19 protein-coding genes are annotated in these 17,840 nt (G+C 71.8%); 2 read left to right on the top strand and 17 right to left on the bottom strand.

Features of this window, described 5'->3' with window-relative positions:
- Positions 1 to 41: 41 nt before the first annotated feature.
- The 10 genes from ACEN8D_RS13135 to glmS all read right to left on the bottom strand — a co-directional run bounded on the left by ACEN8D_RS13135 (position 42) and on the right by glmS (position 8,830).
- Positions 42 to 764 (bottom strand): DUF4190 domain-containing protein, encoded by a 723-nt coding sequence (locus tag ACEN8D_RS13135; protein WP_413398695.1) that lies wholly within the window; start codon positions 762 to 764, stop codon positions 42 to 44.
- A 123-nt stretch (positions 765 to 887) separates the two neighbouring features.
- Positions 888 to 1,937 (bottom strand): tRNA (adenosine(37)-N6)-threonylcarbamoyltransferase complex transferase subunit TsaD, encoded by a 1,050-nt coding sequence (tsaD, locus tag ACEN8D_RS13130; protein WP_413398694.1) that lies wholly within the window; start codon positions 1,935 to 1,937, stop codon positions 888 to 890.
- Complete coding sequence (rimI, locus tag ACEN8D_RS13125; protein WP_413398693.1) at positions 1,930 to 2,481, bottom strand: ribosomal protein S18-alanine N-acetyltransferase; 552 nt, start codon at positions 2,479 to 2,481, stop codon at positions 1,930 to 1,932. The genes tsaD and rimI overlap by 8 nt, the downstream gene beginning before the upstream one ends.
- Complete coding sequence (gene tsaB / locus ACEN8D_RS13120; RefSeq protein WP_413398692.1) at positions 2,478 to 3,104, bottom strand: tRNA (adenosine(37)-N6)-threonylcarbamoyltransferase complex dimerization subunit type 1 TsaB; 627 nt, start codon at positions 3,102 to 3,104, stop codon at positions 2,478 to 2,480. The genes rimI and tsaB overlap by 4 nt, the downstream gene beginning before the upstream one ends.
- Positions 3,105 to 3,171: 67 nt before the next feature.
- Positions 3,172 to 3,771, bottom strand: a complete 600-nt coding sequence (locus ACEN8D_RS13115; protein ID WP_413398691.1) for an NAD(P)H-dependent oxidoreductase — start codon at positions 3,769 to 3,771, stop codon at positions 3,172 to 3,174.
- A 45-nt stretch (positions 3,772 to 3,816) separates the two neighbouring features.
- Positions 3,817 to 4,341: a tRNA (adenosine(37)-N6)-threonylcarbamoyltransferase complex ATPase subunit type 1 TsaE gene (gene tsaE / locus ACEN8D_RS13110; RefSeq protein ID WP_413398690.1), complete on the bottom strand. Its 525-nt coding sequence runs from the start codon at positions 4,339 to 4,341 to the stop codon at positions 3,817 to 3,819.
- Entirely contained in the window at positions 4,338 to 5,498 is a 1,161-nt protein-coding gene (alr, locus tag ACEN8D_RS13105) for an alanine racemase (protein WP_413398689.1), read from the bottom strand. The genes tsaE and alr (ACEN8D_RS13105) overlap by 4 nt, the downstream gene beginning before the upstream one ends.
- On the bottom strand, positions 5,495 to 6,598 hold the full coding sequence (gene alr / locus ACEN8D_RS13100; protein ID WP_413398688.1) for an alanine racemase: 1,104 nt from the start codon (positions 6,596 to 6,598) through the stop codon (positions 5,495 to 5,497). The genes alr (ACEN8D_RS13105) and alr (ACEN8D_RS13100) overlap by 4 nt, the downstream gene beginning before the upstream one ends.
- A complete protein-coding gene (locus ACEN8D_RS13095) occupies positions 6,595 to 6,975 on the bottom strand; it encodes a holo-ACP synthase (RefSeq protein WP_413398687.1) in 381 nt (126 codons plus the stop codon). Before ACEN8D_RS13095 ends, alr (ACEN8D_RS13100) begins: the two co-directional genes overlap by 4 nt.
- A 7-nt stretch (positions 6,976 to 6,982) precedes the next feature.
- Complete coding sequence (gene glmS, locus ACEN8D_RS13090; protein WP_309777303.1) at positions 6,983 to 8,830, bottom strand: glutamine--fructose-6-phosphate transaminase (isomerizing); 1,848 nt, start codon at positions 8,828 to 8,830, stop codon at positions 6,983 to 6,985.
- A 70-nt stretch (positions 8,831 to 8,900) separates the two neighbouring features.
- On the opposite strand from glmS, the gene ACEN8D_RS13085 reads away from it, so the two are divergent.
- Complete coding sequence (locus ACEN8D_RS13085; protein ID WP_309886590.1) at positions 8,901 to 9,386, top strand: glutathione peroxidase; 486 nt, start codon at positions 8,901 to 8,903, stop codon at positions 9,384 to 9,386.
- Between the two features lie 102 nt (positions 9,387 to 9,488).
- The gene (gene coaA, locus ACEN8D_RS13080; RefSeq protein ID WP_071295218.1) at positions 9,489 to 10,433 is read left to right on the top strand and encodes a type I pantothenate kinase; all 945 of its coding nucleotides are present in this window, start codon (positions 9,489 to 9,491) and stop codon (positions 10,431 to 10,433) included.
- A 273-nt stretch (positions 10,434 to 10,706) separates the two neighbouring features.
- On the opposite strand, the gene glmM is transcribed toward coaA, so the two are convergent.
- The 7 genes from glmM to ACEN8D_RS13045 form a co-directional block, all read right to left on the bottom strand.
- The gene (gene glmM, locus ACEN8D_RS13075; protein WP_070417698.1) at positions 10,707 to 12,080 is read right to left on the bottom strand and encodes a phosphoglucosamine mutase; all 1,374 of its coding nucleotides are present in this window, start codon (positions 12,078 to 12,080) and stop codon (positions 10,707 to 10,709) included.
- A 22-nt stretch (positions 12,081 to 12,102) separates the two neighbouring features.
- Complete coding sequence (rpsI, locus tag ACEN8D_RS13070) at positions 12,103 to 12,588, bottom strand: 30S ribosomal protein S9 (protein ID WP_022906971.1); 486 nt, start codon at positions 12,586 to 12,588, stop codon at positions 12,103 to 12,105.
- A 38-nt stretch (positions 12,589 to 12,626) separates the two neighbouring features.
- Entirely contained in the window at positions 12,627 to 13,073 is a 447-nt protein-coding gene (gene rplM, locus ACEN8D_RS13065; protein ID WP_022906970.1) for a 50S ribosomal protein L13, read from the bottom strand.
- Between the two features lie 237 nt (positions 13,074 to 13,310).
- Complete coding sequence (locus tag ACEN8D_RS13060; protein ID WP_413398559.1) at positions 13,311 to 15,998, bottom strand: ExeM/NucH family extracellular endonuclease; 2,688 nt, start codon at positions 15,996 to 15,998, stop codon at positions 13,311 to 13,313.
- A 106-nt stretch (positions 15,999 to 16,104) separates the two neighbouring features.
- Entirely contained in the window at positions 16,105 to 16,851 is a 747-nt protein-coding gene (locus ACEN8D_RS13055) for an MBL fold metallo-hydrolase (protein WP_413398558.1), read from the bottom strand.
- A gap of 39 nt (positions 16,852 to 16,890) precedes the next feature.
- Positions 16,891 to 17,154, bottom strand: coding sequence for a hypothetical protein (locus ACEN8D_RS13050; RefSeq protein ID WP_413398557.1), 264 nt, complete (start codon positions 17,152 to 17,154; stop codon positions 16,891 to 16,893).
- A complete protein-coding gene (locus tag ACEN8D_RS13045; RefSeq protein WP_229085532.1) occupies positions 17,151 to 17,798 on the bottom strand; it encodes a hypothetical protein in 648 nt (215 codons plus the stop codon). Before ACEN8D_RS13045 ends, ACEN8D_RS13050 begins: the two co-directional genes overlap by 4 nt.
- Between the last annotated feature and the right edge of the window lie 42 nt (positions 17,799 to 17,840).

The raw sequence follows: 17,840 nt of genomic DNA, 5'->3' as shown, positions 1-17,840 counted from the left end.
GGGGTGACTGTCGTTGTGCGAGCGGGTCGCCGGGGTCCCGGTCAGCCGATGAAGGCGCCGGACCCGTAGTCGTCGTAGTTCGAGTACGAGCTCCCCATCGAGGCGAACGCGAACAGCCCGATGATCCAGAGGATCCACACACCGGTCATCACCCAGCCGGCGATGACACCGGTGAGCGCCAGGGCACGCCCGCTCTCACCGGTCTGCTTGATGCGACCGAGGGCGAGGTGGCCGAGGATCGCGCCGGCGGGACCGAGCAGGATCGCCATGAAGAACAGCGGGATGGCCCCGAGGCCGAACACGATGGACAGGATCGCCAGCGTGTTGGTCTTCGGGCGCTGTGCGTAGGGCTGGTAGCCCGTGGCCGCGTAGGGGTTCTGCTGGCCCGGGGCGGCGTACGGGTTCTGCTGGCCGGGGGCCGCGTACGGGTTTCGCGGCGCGGCGTAGGGGTTCTGCTGCTGCGGAGCGCCGTAGGGGTTTTGCGGCTGCTGCGCGGCGTACGGGTTCTGCGGCTGTTGCGGGGCCGCGTACGGGTTCTGCGGTGCGGCGTAGGGGTTCGAACCCTGCGGGGCGCCGTAACCCGGGTGCGCCTGCTGTCCGGACTGCCCCCACGGGTCGTTCGGCGCTGCCGCCGGCGCCTCGGGAGCGGACGCGCCGTACTGCTGCGGCTGCCCGGACTCGGGCTGGGCCGCACTCGACGGCACCGACGATGCGGTGCCGTCCGGCGTCTCGCCCGGCTTCGGCCACTGGTTCTGATCGGACACCGTCCACCCCTCTCGGCGCCACGGTCGTCGGCGCCTCATGTGAATCCTCCCACAGACACTCCCCTGCGGGCCGGACGCGAGCACGGCGCAGACCGGACGCGGAACGGCGTCGGCCCGCGGGCGTCAGACCTGGACGGTCGTCACCGGCAGCGTCGAGTCCGCCGCGATCCCGAGGTCGCTCGGCGCGTGCCCCTCGGCGACGAGCCGGGCGCCGATCGCCGCGATCATCGCCCCGTTGTCCGTGCAGAGGTCGAACGGCGGGATCCGGAGCTCGACACCGGCCGCAGCACAGCGCTCCTCGGCGACGGCCCGCAGCCGGGCGTTCGCCACGACGCCGCCGCCGAGCAGGAGCCGGTGCACGCCGGTGTCCTCGCACGCGCGCAGCGCCTTCGTCAGGAGCACGTCGACCACGGCTTCGCGGAAGCTGGCGGCGACGTCGGCCACGGGGACTTCGCGCCCCTCGTCACGGCAGCGCTCGACCCACCGGGCGACGGCGGTCTTCAGTCCGGAGAACGAGAAGTCGTAGCGGTGCGCGGCCATGTCCTTCGGCAGCGTCAAGCCGCGGGGGAAACGGATCGCGGTGGGGTCGCCGTCCGCCGCGGCCTTGTCGATCTGCGGACCGCCGGGGTACGGCAGCCCCAGGAGCCGCGCGACCTTGTCGAACGCCTCGCCCGCGGCGTCGTCGATCGTCTCGCCGAGCAGTTCCACGTCGCCGACGAGGTCCCGCACGAGCAGCAGCGACGTGTGCCCGCCGGACACCAGGAGCGCCACCGTCGGCAGGTCGATCTCGGACCCGTCCGACCGGAGGACGTCGGCGCCGACGTGCCCGACCAGGTGGTTGACGCCGTACAGCGGCTTGCCCGTCGCCACCGCGAGGGCCTTCGCGGCACCGACCCCGACCATGAGCGCCCCCGCGAGGCCCGGCCCCGCGGTCACCGCCACGGCGTCGAGCTCGTCGAGGGTGACGCCGGCCTGTTCGAGCGCAGCAGTCAGCGTCGGGGTCATCGCCTCGAGGTGCGCCCGTGCGGCGACCTCGGGGACGACGCCGCCGTACCGCGCGTGCTCCTCCATGCTCGACGCGATGACGTTCGCGAGCAGGGTGGTGCCGCGCACGATCCCGACACCGGTCTCGTCGCAGCTCGTCTCGATGCCGAGCACGAGTGGTTCAGCCATCGAGGGCCTCCTGTCCGATGGGGCCGACGCCGGACGGGCCGACGTCGGACGGCCCGACGCCGGGAGCCGTCGCGAGCTCCGCCCGCATCACCCACGCGTCCACGCCGTCGGGCTGGTAGTAGCGGGGGCGGACGGCGATCCGCTCGAACCCGAACGCCGTGTACATCGCCTGGGCCACGGGGTTGTCGGCACGGACCTCGAGGAAGACCTCGTGCACGCCACGCCGCCGTGCCTCGTCGAGGAGCTCGGTGAAGAGCACCCGACCGAGGCCCTTCCCCCGCTGGTCCGCCGCGACCGCGATCGTCTGGACGTCCGCCACGGGGTTGCCCGCCAACGAGGAGAGCCCGGCGTACCCGACGATCGTCGGCGCCCCGCCCTCGGTCGTCTCGACGACGACGTAGTACCCGTGCGGCGAGTACAGCTCGCCGGACATCTGCGACGCCGACCAGGCATCGGTCGGGAACGACGCGTGCTCCAGCCACATCACGTCGTCGAGGTCCTGCGGGTGGGCGCGCCGCAGGCGCAGCCCGTCGGGCAGCGTCACTGCTTCACCCGCTTGGGCGCACCCGGCATCGTGACGTCCGGATCGCGGAGGTAGAGAGGCGCGTCCTCGGCGAAGGGCGCGCCGGAGGTGAGCCGGTCTGCGGCGAGCGCGCCGAGCCTCCAGGCCGGGATGGACAGGGCCGTCACGCGGTCCCAGCCCACGGCGTCGGGCCAGGAGGCGCGGATCGCCTCGTCGAGGTCCGCTGGCTTGGCGAGTCCGGGACCCGCGACGCGCGTGCCGGTCTGGTCGTAGGCGCTCCAGTAGACCTCGCGCCGACGCGCGTCCGTCAGGACGACGAACGGACCGGGGCCGTCCTGATCGTCCGCGACCGCGTCGTGGCTGACCAGCGGGAGGACGGGGACGCCGCGTGCCGCGGCGAAGGTGCGGGCTGCGGCGATGCCGACGCGGAGGCCGGTGAACGGCCCCGGCCCCATGCCGGCGACGACGCCCGAGACATCGGCGGGGGTGATGCCGGCCTCGTCGAGGACCTCGGCGAGGAACGGGCCGATGACCTCGGCGTGGCGGCGGCTGTCCTCGGTGCTGCGGGTCGCGAGGGCCTGCCCGCTGCCCGGGTCGACGACAGCGACCGAGGTTCCGGCGGAGGTGTCGATCGCGAGCAGCACGGTCCCATCGTAAGCGGCGGCGCGGTTGCTCGATGCCGATCGAGCGCCGCTCTGGCGGCGGTCCCGGTCAGTGCTCGTCGTCCCGGACGACCGCACGCCGGACCTCCTCGACGGCAGCGGCGACTCCTCGTTCGCGGACCGCCGGGTCCTCGTGTTCGGACTCGTGCACGAAGACGGTGGCCCCGCGGCGCGCTCCGCAGAAGTCGACGACGCCGTGCTCGATCTGGGTCCGCAGCGCCTCGCGGTACCCGTGCCGGTCGTAGACACCGGCATCGTCCCCGGCGACGGGCACGAGGTGGACGGTGAGCCGACCGAGGTTCCGGCGCATGCCCTCGTCGCCGCCGACGTCGAACGCCCACCCGTTCACGAAGACGCGGTCGATCCACCCCTTCAGCAGCGCCGGCAGCGACCACCACCAGACGGGGAACACCAGGACGAGGTCGGCGGCCCGGTCGATGCGCCGCTGTTCGGCGACGACGTCCGTCGGGGCGTCCTCGCCGGTCCGGTAGGTGTGGCGGTCGGCGAGGGTGAAGCGCGGGTCGAAGCCCTCGGCGGCGAGGTCGGCGATCTCCGCCGTCCCCTCGGGCAACGCGCCCCGCAGTCGTTGCGCGACGTGGTGGGTCAACGAGTCGGGGTCGGGGTGGGCGGTCACGATGAGCGTCGGCACACTGCATCTTCGCGAGGGCGGCTGGACGGCAGCAGGACCGCAGGGTCAGAGGACGGCGTCCGCCCAGCGCGGGCCGGAGGCGGTGACGACCACACGGCGCGGCTCGTCGGGGACGTCGTCCGGGTCGAGGTCGTCCGGGGTGCTGTCGTCACCGGCGACCGCGTCGTCGGCACCGGTCGCGCGGACGATCTCGACGTCGAGGACGCTGTCCGAGATGCCGTCGACGAACCCACGCCCCCACTCGACGACGACGATCGAGGCGTCCCAGTCGAGGTCGAGGTCGTCGAGCTCCACCGGGTCGGACAGTCGGTAGGCGTCCACGTGCACCAGGTCCGGCCCGGCCGAGGTCGGGTGTGTCCGGGCGAGGACGAACGTCGGGCTCGAGACCTGCCCGCGGGCGCCGAGCGCTGCGCCGAGCCCCCGCGTCAGGGTGGTCTTGCCGGCGCCGAGCGGACCGGTCAGGACGACGAGGTCACCGGCACGGAGGACGGCCGCGAGTCGGGTACCGAGAGCACCCATCTCCTCGGTGGTCCGGGCCGTGGTGTCGAGCAGCACCCGGGAGTCGGTCACCGTTCGCCCCGGAGGTACTCGGCGACGTGGCCCTCGACCCGGTGCCCTTCGTAGACGCGGGGCACCCGGGAGCCGATCCGGCAGACGATCTCCTCGCCGATGGTGCCGAGCGCGTCGCCCCACTCGAGGACCGTCATCTCGTCGTGCTCGCCCGTGCCGAACAGCACGACGGTGTCGCCGACCCGGACGTCGTCGTCGCCGACGTCCACGAGGAACTGGTCCATCGCGACGCGACCGGCGATCGGGTAGCGCGTGCCGCCGATCGCGACCTCGATGCGGCCCTGCGCCAACCGCGGGACGCCGTCCGCGTAGCCGACCGGAACGAGCGCGAGGGTGGTCTCGGCGGTGGTGCGGTACGTGTAGTCGTACGAGACACCGGTGTCGACGGGCACGCGCTTCGTCTTCGCGACCGAGGCGGTCAGAGTCATCACGGGCTCGAGGCCGAGGTCGGCCGCCGAGACGCCGTCGGCACCGGGGATGCCGAACAGGTTCGCGCCCATCCGGACCATGTCCTTGCGGAACTCCTTGCGCTCGAGCCCGGCGAGCGAGGCGGCGACGTGCTCCGTCGGGATGTCGAGCCCGAGGTCGTCGGCCTGCTCGACCGCGTCGTCGAAGAGCGCCACGGCGGAGGCGTCCTCGTCGTCGGAGGACTCGGCGAGGTGCGTGTAGGCGGCCACGACCTCGATGCGGCCGTCACGCTGGGCGTCACGGGCGAGGGTCACGAGGGCGGGCCAGTCGTCCGGCGTCGAACCGTCGCGGTGCAGGCCGGAGTCGAAGCCGAGGTGAACCCGGGCGGGACGCTGGTCGACGGCGTCGATCACCCGCTGCAGCTCCGGCACGTTCGAGACGCCGAGGTCGACGGCGGAGTCGATCGCGTCGCGGAAGTCCAGCGCGGGGTCGTGCTGCCACGTGAAGAGGTGGACGTCCTCGCCGACGCCGATCGACCGCAGACGCAGGGCCGCGGGGACTGTGAGCACGCCGATCCACCGGATCCCCGCGTCCACCGCGGCGAGGGCGATCGGCTCGAGACCGTGCCCGTAGGCGTCGGCCTTCATGATCGCCATGAGCTCGACCGGGTCCATCCACTCGCGGACCAGGTCGAGGTTGGCGCGGTAGGCGTCGAGGTCGATCCGGGCCCGGCGCAGCGGCGCGTTCACGAGGTCCTCCGTTCGACGTTGCGGCCGACCCGGGCGACCACCTCGTAGTTGATGGTGCCCACTGCGGCGGCCCAGTCCTCGACCGCGGGGTCGCCGTTCGCCGGGTCGCCCCAGAGCACGGCCTCGTCGCCGATCCGGACGTCGGCGTCGCCGATGTCGACGTGCATGGCGTTCATCGCCACGCGACCGACGACCGGGAAGGTGCGGTCGCCGATCCGGACCGAGACGCGGTTGCCGAAGTCGCGGTCGAAGCCGTCCGCGTACCCGAGCCCGATCACCGCGAGCCGGGTGTCCGTCGTCGCGCGCCAGGTGTAGCCATAGCTGACGCCCTCGCCCGCACGGACCGGCACCGTCCGGAGGACCGCGGCGGTCACGCGCATCGCGGGGCGGAGCCCGAGGTCGGCCGAGGTGCGGTCGGGGAACGGGCTGAGACCGTACAGCGCGAGGCCGACCCGGGCGACGTCGTGCCGGGTCTCCGCAACGGCGAGGCTCGCGGCGCTGGCGGCGAGGTGCACCATGTCGGGAACGATGCCGTTCGCAGCGAGACCCTCGAGCGCCCGCTGGAGTGCGGCGTCCTGGTCGAGGTCGTCGGCGCGGGAGGCGTTCGCCAGGTGCGACATGAGGCCCTCGATGCGGGTGCGGTTGCCGCTGCGGGCAAGGCGACCGGCGGTGGCGAAGAGCTCGGACCACTCGGACTCCACCGCGCCGTTGCGGCTCAGGCCGGTGTCGACGCAGATGTGCACCGCGGGGACCTCGGAGTCGGCGGCGGCGGAGAGCTGGTCGACGCTCGAGACCGCCGGGGTGATGCCGTACTGCGCGGCGCGACGGAAGTCCTCGTCGGGGGCGTGGAGCCACGCGAGGATCCGGACGCCCTCGTCGATGCCGGCGTGGCGGAGGGCGATCCCCTCGTCGATGTCCGCGACGCCGAGCCACTCCGCGCCGGCGTCCACGAAGGCCTGCGCGGACTCCGCTGCGCCGTGGCCGTAGCCGTTGGCCTTGACGACCGCGATGACGCCGGACGGAGCCACCTGTTCGGCGACGATCGCGTAGTTGGCGATCAGCGCCTCCCGATCGACCGTGATGCCGGTGAACGCGCTCACGCAGATTCCCCTGTTCCTTCGAGGACCACGAACGCCGTCGCGATCCCTCCGTCGTGCGAGAGCGAGAGGTGCACGCTCGTCACCCCGCGCCCGTCCGCCACCTGGCCCGCCCCCTGGCGCAGCGTCAGCGACGGGTTCCGCTGGTCGTCGGAGACGACCTCGAGGTCCTGCCAGCTCAGTCCGGCGCTCGACCCGAACGCCTTGATCAGCGCTTCCTTCGCCGCGAACCGCGCGGCCAGCGACGCGATCGGCCGGGGTTCCCCGTCGCGGACGAGCTCCGACGGGGTGAAGAGGCGCGTGCGCATCGCGGGCGTCCGGTCGAGCACCCGCTCGAACCGTTCCAGGTCGACCACGTCGACACCGATGCCGATGATCATCGTGCGACTACTCGACGGTGACCGACTTCGCGAGGTTGCGCGGCTGGTCGACGTCGAGGCCCTTGGCCGCGGCTAGCTCCATGCCGAACATGTGCAGCGGTGCGACCGCGAGCAGCGGCTCGAACAGCGGCGTCGCGAGCGGGATGCGCAGCACCTCGTCGGCGAAGGGCAGCACGGCGGCGTCGCCCTCTTCCGCGATCGCGATCACCCGGGCGCCGCGGGCGCGGATCTCCTGGATGTTCGAGACGACCTTGGGGTGCAGCGACCGCGGGTCGCGCGGCGACGGGACGATCACGAAGACGATCTGCCCCGGCTCGATCAGGGCGATCGGGCCGTGCTTGAGCTCACCGGCGGCGAAGCCCTCGGCGTGGATGTAGGCGAGTTCCTTGAGCTTGAGGGCACCCTCGAGCGCGATCGGGTAGCCGACGTGGCGGCCGAGGAAGAGGACGCTCCGGGTGTCGGCCATCCAGCGGGCGAGGTCCTTGATGCCGGACGCGTCGTCGATGGTCTGCTGCAGCTTCGGTGCGAGGCCCTCGAGCTCGGCGACCTGCTCGGCGATCTGCTCTGCCGTGAGGGTGCCCCGCAGCGTGGCGAGGTGCAGCCCGAGCAGGTAGAGCGCGACGCCCTGCGCGATGAACGCCTTGGTCGACGCGACGGCGACCTCGGGCCCGGCGTGCGTGTAGATCACGGCGTCGGACTCGCGCGGGATCGTGGCGCCCTGGGTGTTGCAGATCGACAGGACCTGGGCGCCCTGCTCGCGGGCGTACTTCACAGCCATGAGCGTGTCCATGGTCTCGCCGGACTGGCTGATCGAGACGACCAGCGTGCGGTCGTCCAGCACCGGGTCGCGGTAGCGGAACTCGTGCGCGAGCTCGACCTCGACCGGGACGCGGGCCCACTGCTCGATCGCGTACTTGCCGAGGATGCCGGCGTAGGCCGCGGTGCCGCAGGCGATGACGATGACCCGGTCGACCTGCGCGAGGCGGTCGGCGATCGGGTCGAGGTCCGTCAGCGTCACGGCACCGTCGTGCACGCGGCCGAGGATGGTCTTCGCGACGGCCTCGGGCTCCTCGCTGATCTCCTTCGCCATGAACGACGTCCAGCCGCCCTTGTCGGCCGCGGAGGCGTCCCAGTTCACCTCGAACTCGCTCGGTGCTGCCGGGGTGCCGTCGAAGTGGATGACGTCGACGCCGTCGGGGCGGATCGTGGCGATCTCGTCCTGCCCGATGGCGAGGGCACGCTGCGTGTAGGCGACGAACGCGGCCACGTCCGAGCCCATGAAGTTCTCGCCGTCGCCGAGGCCGACCACGAGGGGGGAGTTGCGACGGGCGCCGACGACCACACCGGGCTGGTCGGCGTGGACGACGAGGAGCGTGAACGCCCCTTCGAGCCGCTGCACGGCCTGCTGCATGGCGGCGGTCAGGTCACCGGTCGCGCGGAACGACCGGGCGACGAGGTGTGCCGCGACCTCGGAGTCGGTCTCGCTGAGGAACGCGACGCCCTCGGCCTCGAGCTCGGCACGGAGCTCGGAGAAGTTCTCGATGATGCCGTTGTGGATGAGGGCGAGCTTGCCGCCGTCGGCCAGGTGCGGGTGCGCGTTGCCGTCGGTCGGGCCACCGTGGGTCGCCCAGCGGGTGTGGCCGATGCCCGTCCCGCCGTCGGCGATGGGGTGCGATTCCAGCTCGTCCACGAGGGCCTGGAGCTTGCCCGCCTTCTTCGCGGACGCGAGCTCGTGCGACCCGTCCACGACGGCGATGCCCGCCGAGTCGTAGCCGCGGTACTCGAGCCGACGGAGACCACCGAGGAGGACGTCCTGGCTGCTGTTGCTGCCGACGTAGCCGACGATTCCACACATGGGGACGATCCTACGGTCTGGCTGGACGACGACCCTGCGAACGAGCAGGGCTGGGGATAACGTTTGGGACATGGGACGCTTCGACGACATCGCGATCACGACGCTGCACGGTGAGGACACCACGTTCGGGGCGTTCGCGGACAAGGCGGTGCTCGTCGTGAACGTCGCGTCGCGCTGCGGCCTCGCTCCGCAGTACGAGCAGCTCGAGGCGCTCCAGAAGGAGTACGGCCCCCGCGGCTTCACGGTCCTGGGCTTCCCGAGCAACCAGTTCCTGCAGGAGCTCGGCTCGTCCGAGGCGATCGACGAGTACTGCTCCACCACGTGGGGCGTCACCTTCCCGATGTCCGAGAAGGTCAAGGTGAACGGCAAGAGCGCCCACCCGCTCTACCAGGCGCTCAAGGAGACCCCGGACGCCGACGGCAAGGCCGGGCGGGTCACGTGGAACTTCGAGAAGTTCCTGGTCGCCCCGGACGGCGCGGTCACGCGGTTCCGCCCGACGACGAAGCCGGACGCGCCGCAGGTCATCGCCGCGATCGAGGCGGCCCTGCCGGCCTGAGCGCGCACGCCACACGTGGGCGCGGGTGTCGGACGGGAGGCGCGGATCACGCGAGCCGACCGGCTCACGTGATCCGCGCCTCCCGTCTGTACGCTCGTTCCCATGCCGATCCCGGAGACCACCGTCGCGCACCCGACCCCCTTCGTGGAGATCCCGCGTGGCGAGTGGTCGCAGCTCGCTCCGAAGGAGCACCTGTCCCTCACCGAGACCGAGATCGTGCAGCTGCGCGGTCTCGGCGACCGCCTCGACATGCAGGAGGTGCAGGAGGTCTACCTGCCGCTGTCCCGCCTGCTGACGCTCTACGCGGCGGGCGCACGGAACCTGCACGCGTCGACGTCGGCCTTCCTGGGTGACCGAGCCGGGCGGACGCCGTTCGTGATCGGTGTCGCCGGGTCGGTCGCCGTCGGCAAGTCGACCGTCGCCCGTCTGCTGCGCGAGCTGACGAAGCGCTGGCCGGACACCCCGCGCGTGGAGCTCGTGACCACCGACGGGTTCCTCTACTCCAACGCCGAGCTCGAGCGGCGCGGGATCATGGACCGCAAGGGCTTCCCGGAGTCCTACGACCGCCGGGCCCTGCTGCGCTTCGTCAGCCAGGTGAAGAGCGGCGCGACCGAGGTCCGAGCGCCGTACTACTCGCACCTCGTGTACGACATCGTGCCGGACGCCGAGATCGTGGTGCGACAGCCGGACATCCTCATCGTCGAGGGCCTGAACGTGCTCGCGCCGCCGGTGCACGGGCGGCTGGCACTGTCCGACCTCTTCGACTTCACGATCTACGTCGACGCGAAGACGAAGGACATCGAGGCCTGGTACGTCGACAGGTTCCTCGCGCTGCAGGAAGAGGCCTTCGCGAGCCCGGACTCGTTCTTCCACCGGTTCGCCTCGCTCTCCCGGTCGGATGCCGTGCAGACGGCGACCGAGGTGTGGCGAGCGATCAACGAGCCGAACCTGATCGAGAACGTGTTGCCGACGCGCTCCCGGGCGACCCTCGTGTTGAAGAAGGCGGCGGACCACAAGGTGTCGTCGGTGTTGCTCCGCAAGATCTGACGCGCGGGGCGCGGCGCGAGCCGCGGGGCGCCGCCAGCGGCGGGCCGCTGCGCCGAACCACGAATCCGACGTGGAACCGGGCGCGCGGGCTGGTGCGATGTCGCATCCGTGGTTCGACGCGGCTCGGCCGGCTCGGCCGACGCCGTGGGGCGGCTCGAGCTGCCGCCGCACAAGCGAAGTCCGTCGGAACCACGCATCTGCGTGGTTCCGACGGACTTTGGTTGTGCGAGCGCGCGCCGCGCGCACCGAGCGCACCGAGCGCGCGCCGAGCGCCTACGCCGCGTCGAGCGCCAGTCGCTCGCGCACCACGGCCGCGAGCTCCTCGGCGATCCGCTCGGCATCGGCCTGGGAGGCCGCCTCGACCATGACCCGCACGACGGGCTCGGTGCCGGACGGCCGGAGCAGCACGCGTCCCGCGTCGCCGAGTGCGGCGGTCGCAGCGGCGACGGCGTCCTGCACGCCCTGGTCGGCGAGGCCGTGCCGGTCCACCCCGCGCACGTTCACGAGCACCTGCGGGAACACCGTCATGCACGACGCGAGCTGCTCGAGCGTCTTGCCCGTCCGGGCCATCTCGGCGACGAGGTGCAACCCGGTGAGGATGCCGTCGCCGGTGGTCGCGAACTCGTTGAAGATGATGTGGCCGGACTGCTCGCCACCGAGCGAGTACCCGCCCTCGGTCATCTTCTCGAGGACGTAGCGGTCGCCGACACCGGTCTCGAGCATCGTGATGCCCGCGTCCGCCATGGCGCGCTTCAGCCCGAGGTTCGACATGACCGTCGCGACGAGGGTGTCGGACGCCAGGCGCCCGCGCTCCTGCAGCGACAGCGCGAGGATCGCCATGATCTGGTCGCCGTCGATAGCGTTGCCGGCGGCGTCGACCGCGAGGCAGCGGTCCGCGTCACCGTCGTGGGCGATGCCGACGTCCGCACCGTGCGAGAGCACCGCGCGGGCGAGGTTGTCGATGTGGGTCGAGCCGACACCGTCGTTGATGTTCATGCCGTCCGGGTCGGCACCGATCAGGGTCACGCGGGCCCCGGCGTTGACGAACACCTCGGGCGAGACACCCGCGGCGGCGCCGTTCGCGCAGTCGAGCACGACGTGGATGCCGTCGAGCCGGTGCGGCAGCGTGCCGAGCAGGTGGACGACGTAGCGGTCCTCGGCGTCGGCGAACCGGGTGATCCGGCCGACGTCGCCACCGGTGGGGGTCGGTGCGGAGTGGTCGTGCATGGCCGCTTCGATGCGGTCCTCGACCTCGTCCGGGAGCTTCCGGCCGCCCGTGGCGAAGAACTTGATCCCGTTGTCGGGAGCGGGGTTGTGCGACGCGGAGATCATCACGCCGAAGTCGGCGTCGATGTCCGCGACGAGGAACGCCGCAGCGGGGGTGGGGATGACCCCGGCGTCGAGTACGTCGACGCCGGCGGAGGCGAGCCCGGCCGCGACCGCGGCACCGAGGAACTCGCCGGAGACGCGCGGGTCGCGCGCGAGGACCGCACGAGGGCGCGGTCGACCGGACGCCCGACGGGCGTCCGCGTGGTGTCCGTGTGTGAGGACGGCCGCGCTCGCCTGGGCAAGACCCAGTGCGAGCGCGGCCGTCAGCTCGCCGTTGGCGAGACCACGAACCCCGTCGGTACCGAACAGACGCGGCATTGCGATCTTCAGCCGGTGACGACTAGCGCTTCGAGAACTGCGAAGCCTTGCGGGCCTTCTTGAGACCGGCCTTCTTGCGCTCGATGACGCGGGCGTCACGGGTGAGGAAGCCGGCCTTCTTGAGGGTGGCGCGGTTGTTCTCGCGGTCGATCTCGTTCAGCGAACGGGCGATGGCGAGACGGAGCGCACCAGCCTGACCCGAGGGGCCACCACCGGTGATGCGGGCCACGACGTCGTAGGCGCCGAGCAGCTCGAGCACCTTGAACGGGTCGTTGATGAGCTGCTGGTGCAGCTTGTTCGGGAAGTAGTCCTCGAGCGAACGGCCGTTCACGACGAACGAGCCGGAGCCCGGGACGAGACGGACGCGTGCGATGGCCTCCTTGCGGCGCCCGACGGCACCGCCCGAGACGTTGAGGATCTGACGGGGAGCGGCCTCGGAAGCGGCGGGTGCGCTCTCCGTGGTGAAGCTCTCCGGGGTCTGGTCGAGGGAGTCAGCGATCTGAGCCATGAGTTTTACCTAGTCCTTGGAAGTCGTCGTGGCCGGAACTACTGTGCGACCTGGTCGAAGGTGTACGCCTTGGGCTGCTGCGCCGAGTGCGGGTGCTCCGCGCCGGCGTAGACCTTCAGCTTCTTGAGCTGCTCGCGACCGAGGGTGTTCTTCGGGAGCATGCCGCGGATCGCCTTCTCGACGGCGCGGGTCGGGTGCTTCTCGAGCATCTCCGGGTAGGAGGTCGCCGTGAGGCCGCCCGGGTAGCCCGAGTGGCGGTAGTAGACCTTCTTCGCGAGCTTCGAACCGGTCAGGGCGACCTTGTCGGCGTTCACGATGATGACGTAGTCACCCATGTCCATGTGCTGGGCGAAGGTGGCCTTGTGCTTGCCGCGCAGGAGCGCCGCGGCGTGGGTGGCGAGGCGGCCGAGGACGACGTCGGTCGCGTCGATGACGATCCAGTCGTGCTGGACGTCTGCCGGCTTCGGGGAGAACGTACGAGTCACAGTGGTGCTGCTTTCGTGTCGAGGTGAGGAGTCCGTGAATCCCGCTCCGGTGGGTGTTCACGCGGGAGAACCTGGGTGAACGGCCCGGTGGAGGGCTCATCTGACTGTCCGGCGCACGGAGCGCGCAGACCAAGGTGAGAGCCTACCCGACGCAGGTGACGGCGGTCAAACGGAGACAGGACGGACGGGAGGCGCGGTGCCGGCTGGCACCGCGCCTCCCGTCCGGTGCAGCGAACGTCAGCCGAAGAGGCTCCGCAACCACGCGAGCAGGGCGGCGAGCGCCGCCAGCGCGTCCGCGACCGGACCGCCGTGGCCCGGGTTCCCGCCGTGTCCGGGGTCGCCGCCGTGGCCGGGGTCCCCGCCTCCCGGGGTGCCGACTCCCGGCAGGTCGATGCCCACCACGACCGGGTCGTGGTCGCTCGCCCGGTACACGTCGTCCTGGTACAGGTCCGTGACGTTGTAGTCGTACCGGCTGTACTCGAGGCCCACAGACTCGACCGAGTTGATGTTCCAGATGTCCACGCCGGTGACGGTCTCCAGCGCAGCAGGGGACGCGAACACGTGGTCGAGCGAGCCGCTCAGCCCGCTGAAGACGTACGACCACTCGGACGCGTCCTCGGTCGGGCCGAGGTCCGTGTAGCCGGCGTCCTCGAGGGCGACGACCGGGTCCTCCTCGCTGTAGGCGTTGAAGTCGCCGAGCATGAACACCTTGTCGGTCCGCGCCTGGCGCTGCATCGCGGTCGAGAACGTCACGAGCGCCTTCGCCTGCTCGACGCGCGAGTGGTTCGACGCACCCTGCCCGTCGCCCTGGTCGGCGTCGACGCCCTCGCCGGAGCCCTTCGACTTGAAGTGGTTCGCGATGACCAGGAAAGTGTCCTTCGCGCTCGGCTTCTGCGCGCCCTTGCCCTTGCCCGGCTTCGCGACGACCGGGGCGAAGGCCTGCGCGAGCGGCTGGCGGGCGTTCGTGAACGCCGTCGAGTCGGTGAGGATCGTCGACGAGCCGACCGGCTGCACGCGGTCCTTCTTGTAGATGAGCGCGAGGCGGATGACGTCCTCGCTCGACGGGAGCTTCGACGGGGACTTCGCGTACGCCCAGGTGTCCTTGCCGGTCGCGGCGTTGAGCGCGGCCACGAGGGTCGCCACGGCCGCGTCACGGTCCTGGCCGAAGCGCGCCGAGTTCTCGATCTCCTCGAGGGAGACGACGTCGGCGCCGAGGCCGTTGATCGCCTTGACGATCTTCACCTGCTGGCGGGCGAGGTCGTCGGCGTTCGCGGCACCGCGGGCGTCGCAGCCGCCCCGGACGGTCACGGGGTCGCCGTCGCGGTCGGTGTAGTACGTGCACCCGGTGAGCTGGTCGCCGGTCGTCGGGAAGTAGTTCAGGACGTTGAACCCGGCGAGGCGGATGTCACCGCCGACGTTCTCCGGCGCGGCGGTGCGGACGTCCGAGAACGACGCCGGCAGGTCGGCAGCCGGGGTGGCGCCGGTGATCGGCGACGTCGGCTGGAACTTCCACGAGTCGTTCCGGTAGTCGACGACGACCGGCTCGCGGAAGGTCGCCGCGGCACCGACCGTGACCGGGCCCTGCGTGAGCCACGACACCGGGATCGACTGGTTCGCCGCGCTGAGGAAGTTCGTGCTCGCACCGTCGTCGAGGACGACCTTGCGCGCCGCGTTGTCCGCGGTCACGGCGGCGGCCTCGGCACTGCCCGGACGGGCGACCTCGGTCGGCTGGAGCAGGCGCTGCTTCCCCGATGCCAGCACGACCTCGCCGTACTGGTTCGTCGTGTAGTTGTCCGCGACGGTGTAGTCGCCCTGCGGCGCCACGAGCATGCTCTCGAGCGACTCGCGCTGTGCGTCGGTGCGCGGGAAGGTCAGGGTGGCCGGGACCGGCTGGACGACCCCCGCGGCGGGGAGCTTCGTCAGGCCGGACGAGGTGGGCACGGTCAGCTCGGTCAGGCCGTTGAACTCGGACACCGTGCCGGTGAGGCGCACCGCGTCCCCGATCGCCACGCTGCCGACGGTCGCCGACGAGTAGACGAAGACGGCGTCGGAGGCGGTGTGCGTCCCGAGGTCGAGCGCGCCGCCGGTGCCGGCGGTCTGGACCGTGTAGCCGTTGAAGCCGCCGGTGGCGTACACCGCGGTGACGACGCCGTCGGTCGTGACGGTCTTCCCGGCGTACGGCGAGGCGTCGCCGGTGCCCTGCAGCTGCGCGATCGTGACCCGTTCGGCCGGGGTCGTGCCGCCGTCACCGGGGTCGGTCGGGTCCGTCGGCTGCGTGGTCTCGCCCGCAGCGTTCTCCGGCGTGACGGTCGTCGTCACCCGGAAGTCGGCGGCGTTCGAGTCGGTGTCGGTCGTGCCCTGACGGGTGAGCGCGTCCGGGACGGCGTTCGCCGTGCCGGTCGGTGCGACCGCGGTCTCGAAGGTGTTCGACGTGCCGTAGCCGAGCAGGTCGACGACGCCGGGGGTGCCCGTCGTCACGGCGCCGGCGGGGAGTGTCAGCGCCGTCGCCTGGTCGGCGAGGACGAGGGTGCCGGTCGACCCGGAGGGGTTCAGCCCGGTGACGGCGTCCGGCTCGGGCAGCGCCTCGCCGTTCGTGCCGTTCGAGCCCATCTGCACGAGGTAGGTGCCGTGCGCGGGCACGGAGCCGGCGAGCTTGCCGACCGAGGGCGCTCCAGTACCGGTCGCCGCGCGGTACTGCACCGACCAGCCGTCGACGCTGACGGGGCTGTCGGTGGGGTTGCCGAGTTCGACGAACTTGTTCGTGAAGGGCTGGTTCGCGCTGCCGCCCTTGAGGTAGGCCTCGGCGATGACGAGCCCGGAGCCCTGGGGGTTCGCGGTGGCAGTGGAGACGGAGACGAGCGGAGCGGCGACGAGCGCGGCTGCAGCGGTGGCGCACAGCAGAGTGCGCCCGACGGATCTGTGCATGGTCGCACGGTACCGACCTGCGGGGCCCCTCAGGTTTCCGGCGGGTGAACGATCCGTTCCACCCCTGATCGGGGTGCAGCCGGCGGCGGTGCGCGGTGCCCGGGGATCAGGACCCGATCGGCCGCCAGGTGGACCCGACGCGGTGCACGGCCGGCCCGTGTCCGGGGAGCAGGACCTCCGGGATCGGCAGCGCCCGCGCGGACTCGAGCGCTCGTGCCTGGTCGGCGGTGAAGAACGACGTGATCATGCGCGGCCGCGGCTCCCACGACGACGGCTGCGTGTCGTGCCGGCTGACGACGGCGTCCCCGGTGACGATCGCGTTCGCGGCGGGCAGCAAGTAGGCCGTGGACCCGTCGGTGTGCCCGGTGGCCGGCAGCGGCGCGATCGCCCGACCGACGAAGTCCGCACCCGTGAACGCGCGGGCGGTCGGCACCGCGGTGGGTCGCAGCGCGTCGGAGCGCACTGCGCGGGCGAGCCACCGGAGGACCCGGGGTGCGGCCAGCCGTCCACCGATCTCGGCCGGCGTCACCTGCTGCCGCGCGGGCCCGCGCACGTTGTCGAGCTCGTCGGCGTGGGCGAGCACCTCGACGTGCGGGTACCGCTCGAGGATGCCGGGGATGCCGCCGACGTGGTCGACGTGCCCGTGCGTGACGTACACCCGGCGCAGGTCGTCGAGCTCGTGGCCGGCGTACCGCACGGTGTCGAGCACGAGGTCGGTGTCGGCCGGGTAGCCGGCGTCGATCAGTGCGACACCGTCCTCCTCGGCGAGGACCACCCAGTTCGAGACGGGCCCCTCGACGAACACCACCCCGGGTGCGACGGACACGACGGAGCGGGGTTCGCGGGAGGTCATCCCCCGACGGTACCGCCGAGCGGGCGTGCTCCTGGTCGATCAGCCTGCGACGAGTTCCTTGACGAGTCGGAAGAGGAGCACGCCGCCGGTCGCCGCGTACCACCCGATCAGCGAGTTCCGCTTGGCGGCCAACGCCAGTGATCCCCCTGCCGCACCGACCCCGAGCAGCAGGGCCGGCCAGCGGATCCACGGGTCCTGGTGCGAGACACCGGCGACCAGAGCTCCGATCGTCGCGAGGATCACCAGCACGATGATCGCGGCCCGTCGACGACCGGCGGCCTTCGCCGGGCGCACCTGGGTCATGCTTCCACCGTCCGTGTTCTGAGGTACCCGCCGAGGCACGGGACTGCGATCCAGACGAGACCGGAGGTGACCGCCGGCAGTACGCGTGATTCGCCGAGAACGCCGCCCTGCACCGCGCTGAAACGAATCCATTCGGTCCACTCGCCGGCGAATGACAATGCCACGTCCGCCACGAGCACGATGAGCACGACGCTCACCAGCGCCAGGGGGAGCGAGCGCACGGAAGCCCCGATCCCGAAGGCCATGGCCGCCGACGACAGAGTCAGCGCCGCCACCTGCCCGATCGGCGTTCCGATCGAGGCCGAGTTCAGGTGGCCCCCGAGGGACACCGCTGCGACCACGCCGACCGCGGCTGCGACGAGCGACAGGAGCACGACGCCGGCCACCAGGCAGGCGCAGGCCGCGGCTCGCGCTCCGTAGATCGTGCCGCGAGGGAGCCCGGTGAGGATCCCGTCGCGCTCTCCTCCGGCGCGTCCGTCTCCGACACCGCACACTGCCCCGATGACGGCCGAGACGAGGGCCCCGGGCAAGCTCACCGTGATGATGACCTCCCCGGCATCGAACGAGCCGTTCCGGAGCACGAGCGAGACGCTCGAGATCGCGCACAGGACGACGAGGAGCACGATGGCGCCGTAGCCGATCATGGCTCCTCGAGTGTCCAAGCGTTTGCGCAGTTCGAGGCGGAC

It is taken from the genome of Curtobacterium sp. Curtsp22 (genome assembly GCF_059492135.1).
Note: the sequence above shows the minus strand (reverse complement) of the source record. Positions and strands in the feature narration are given on the sequence as shown.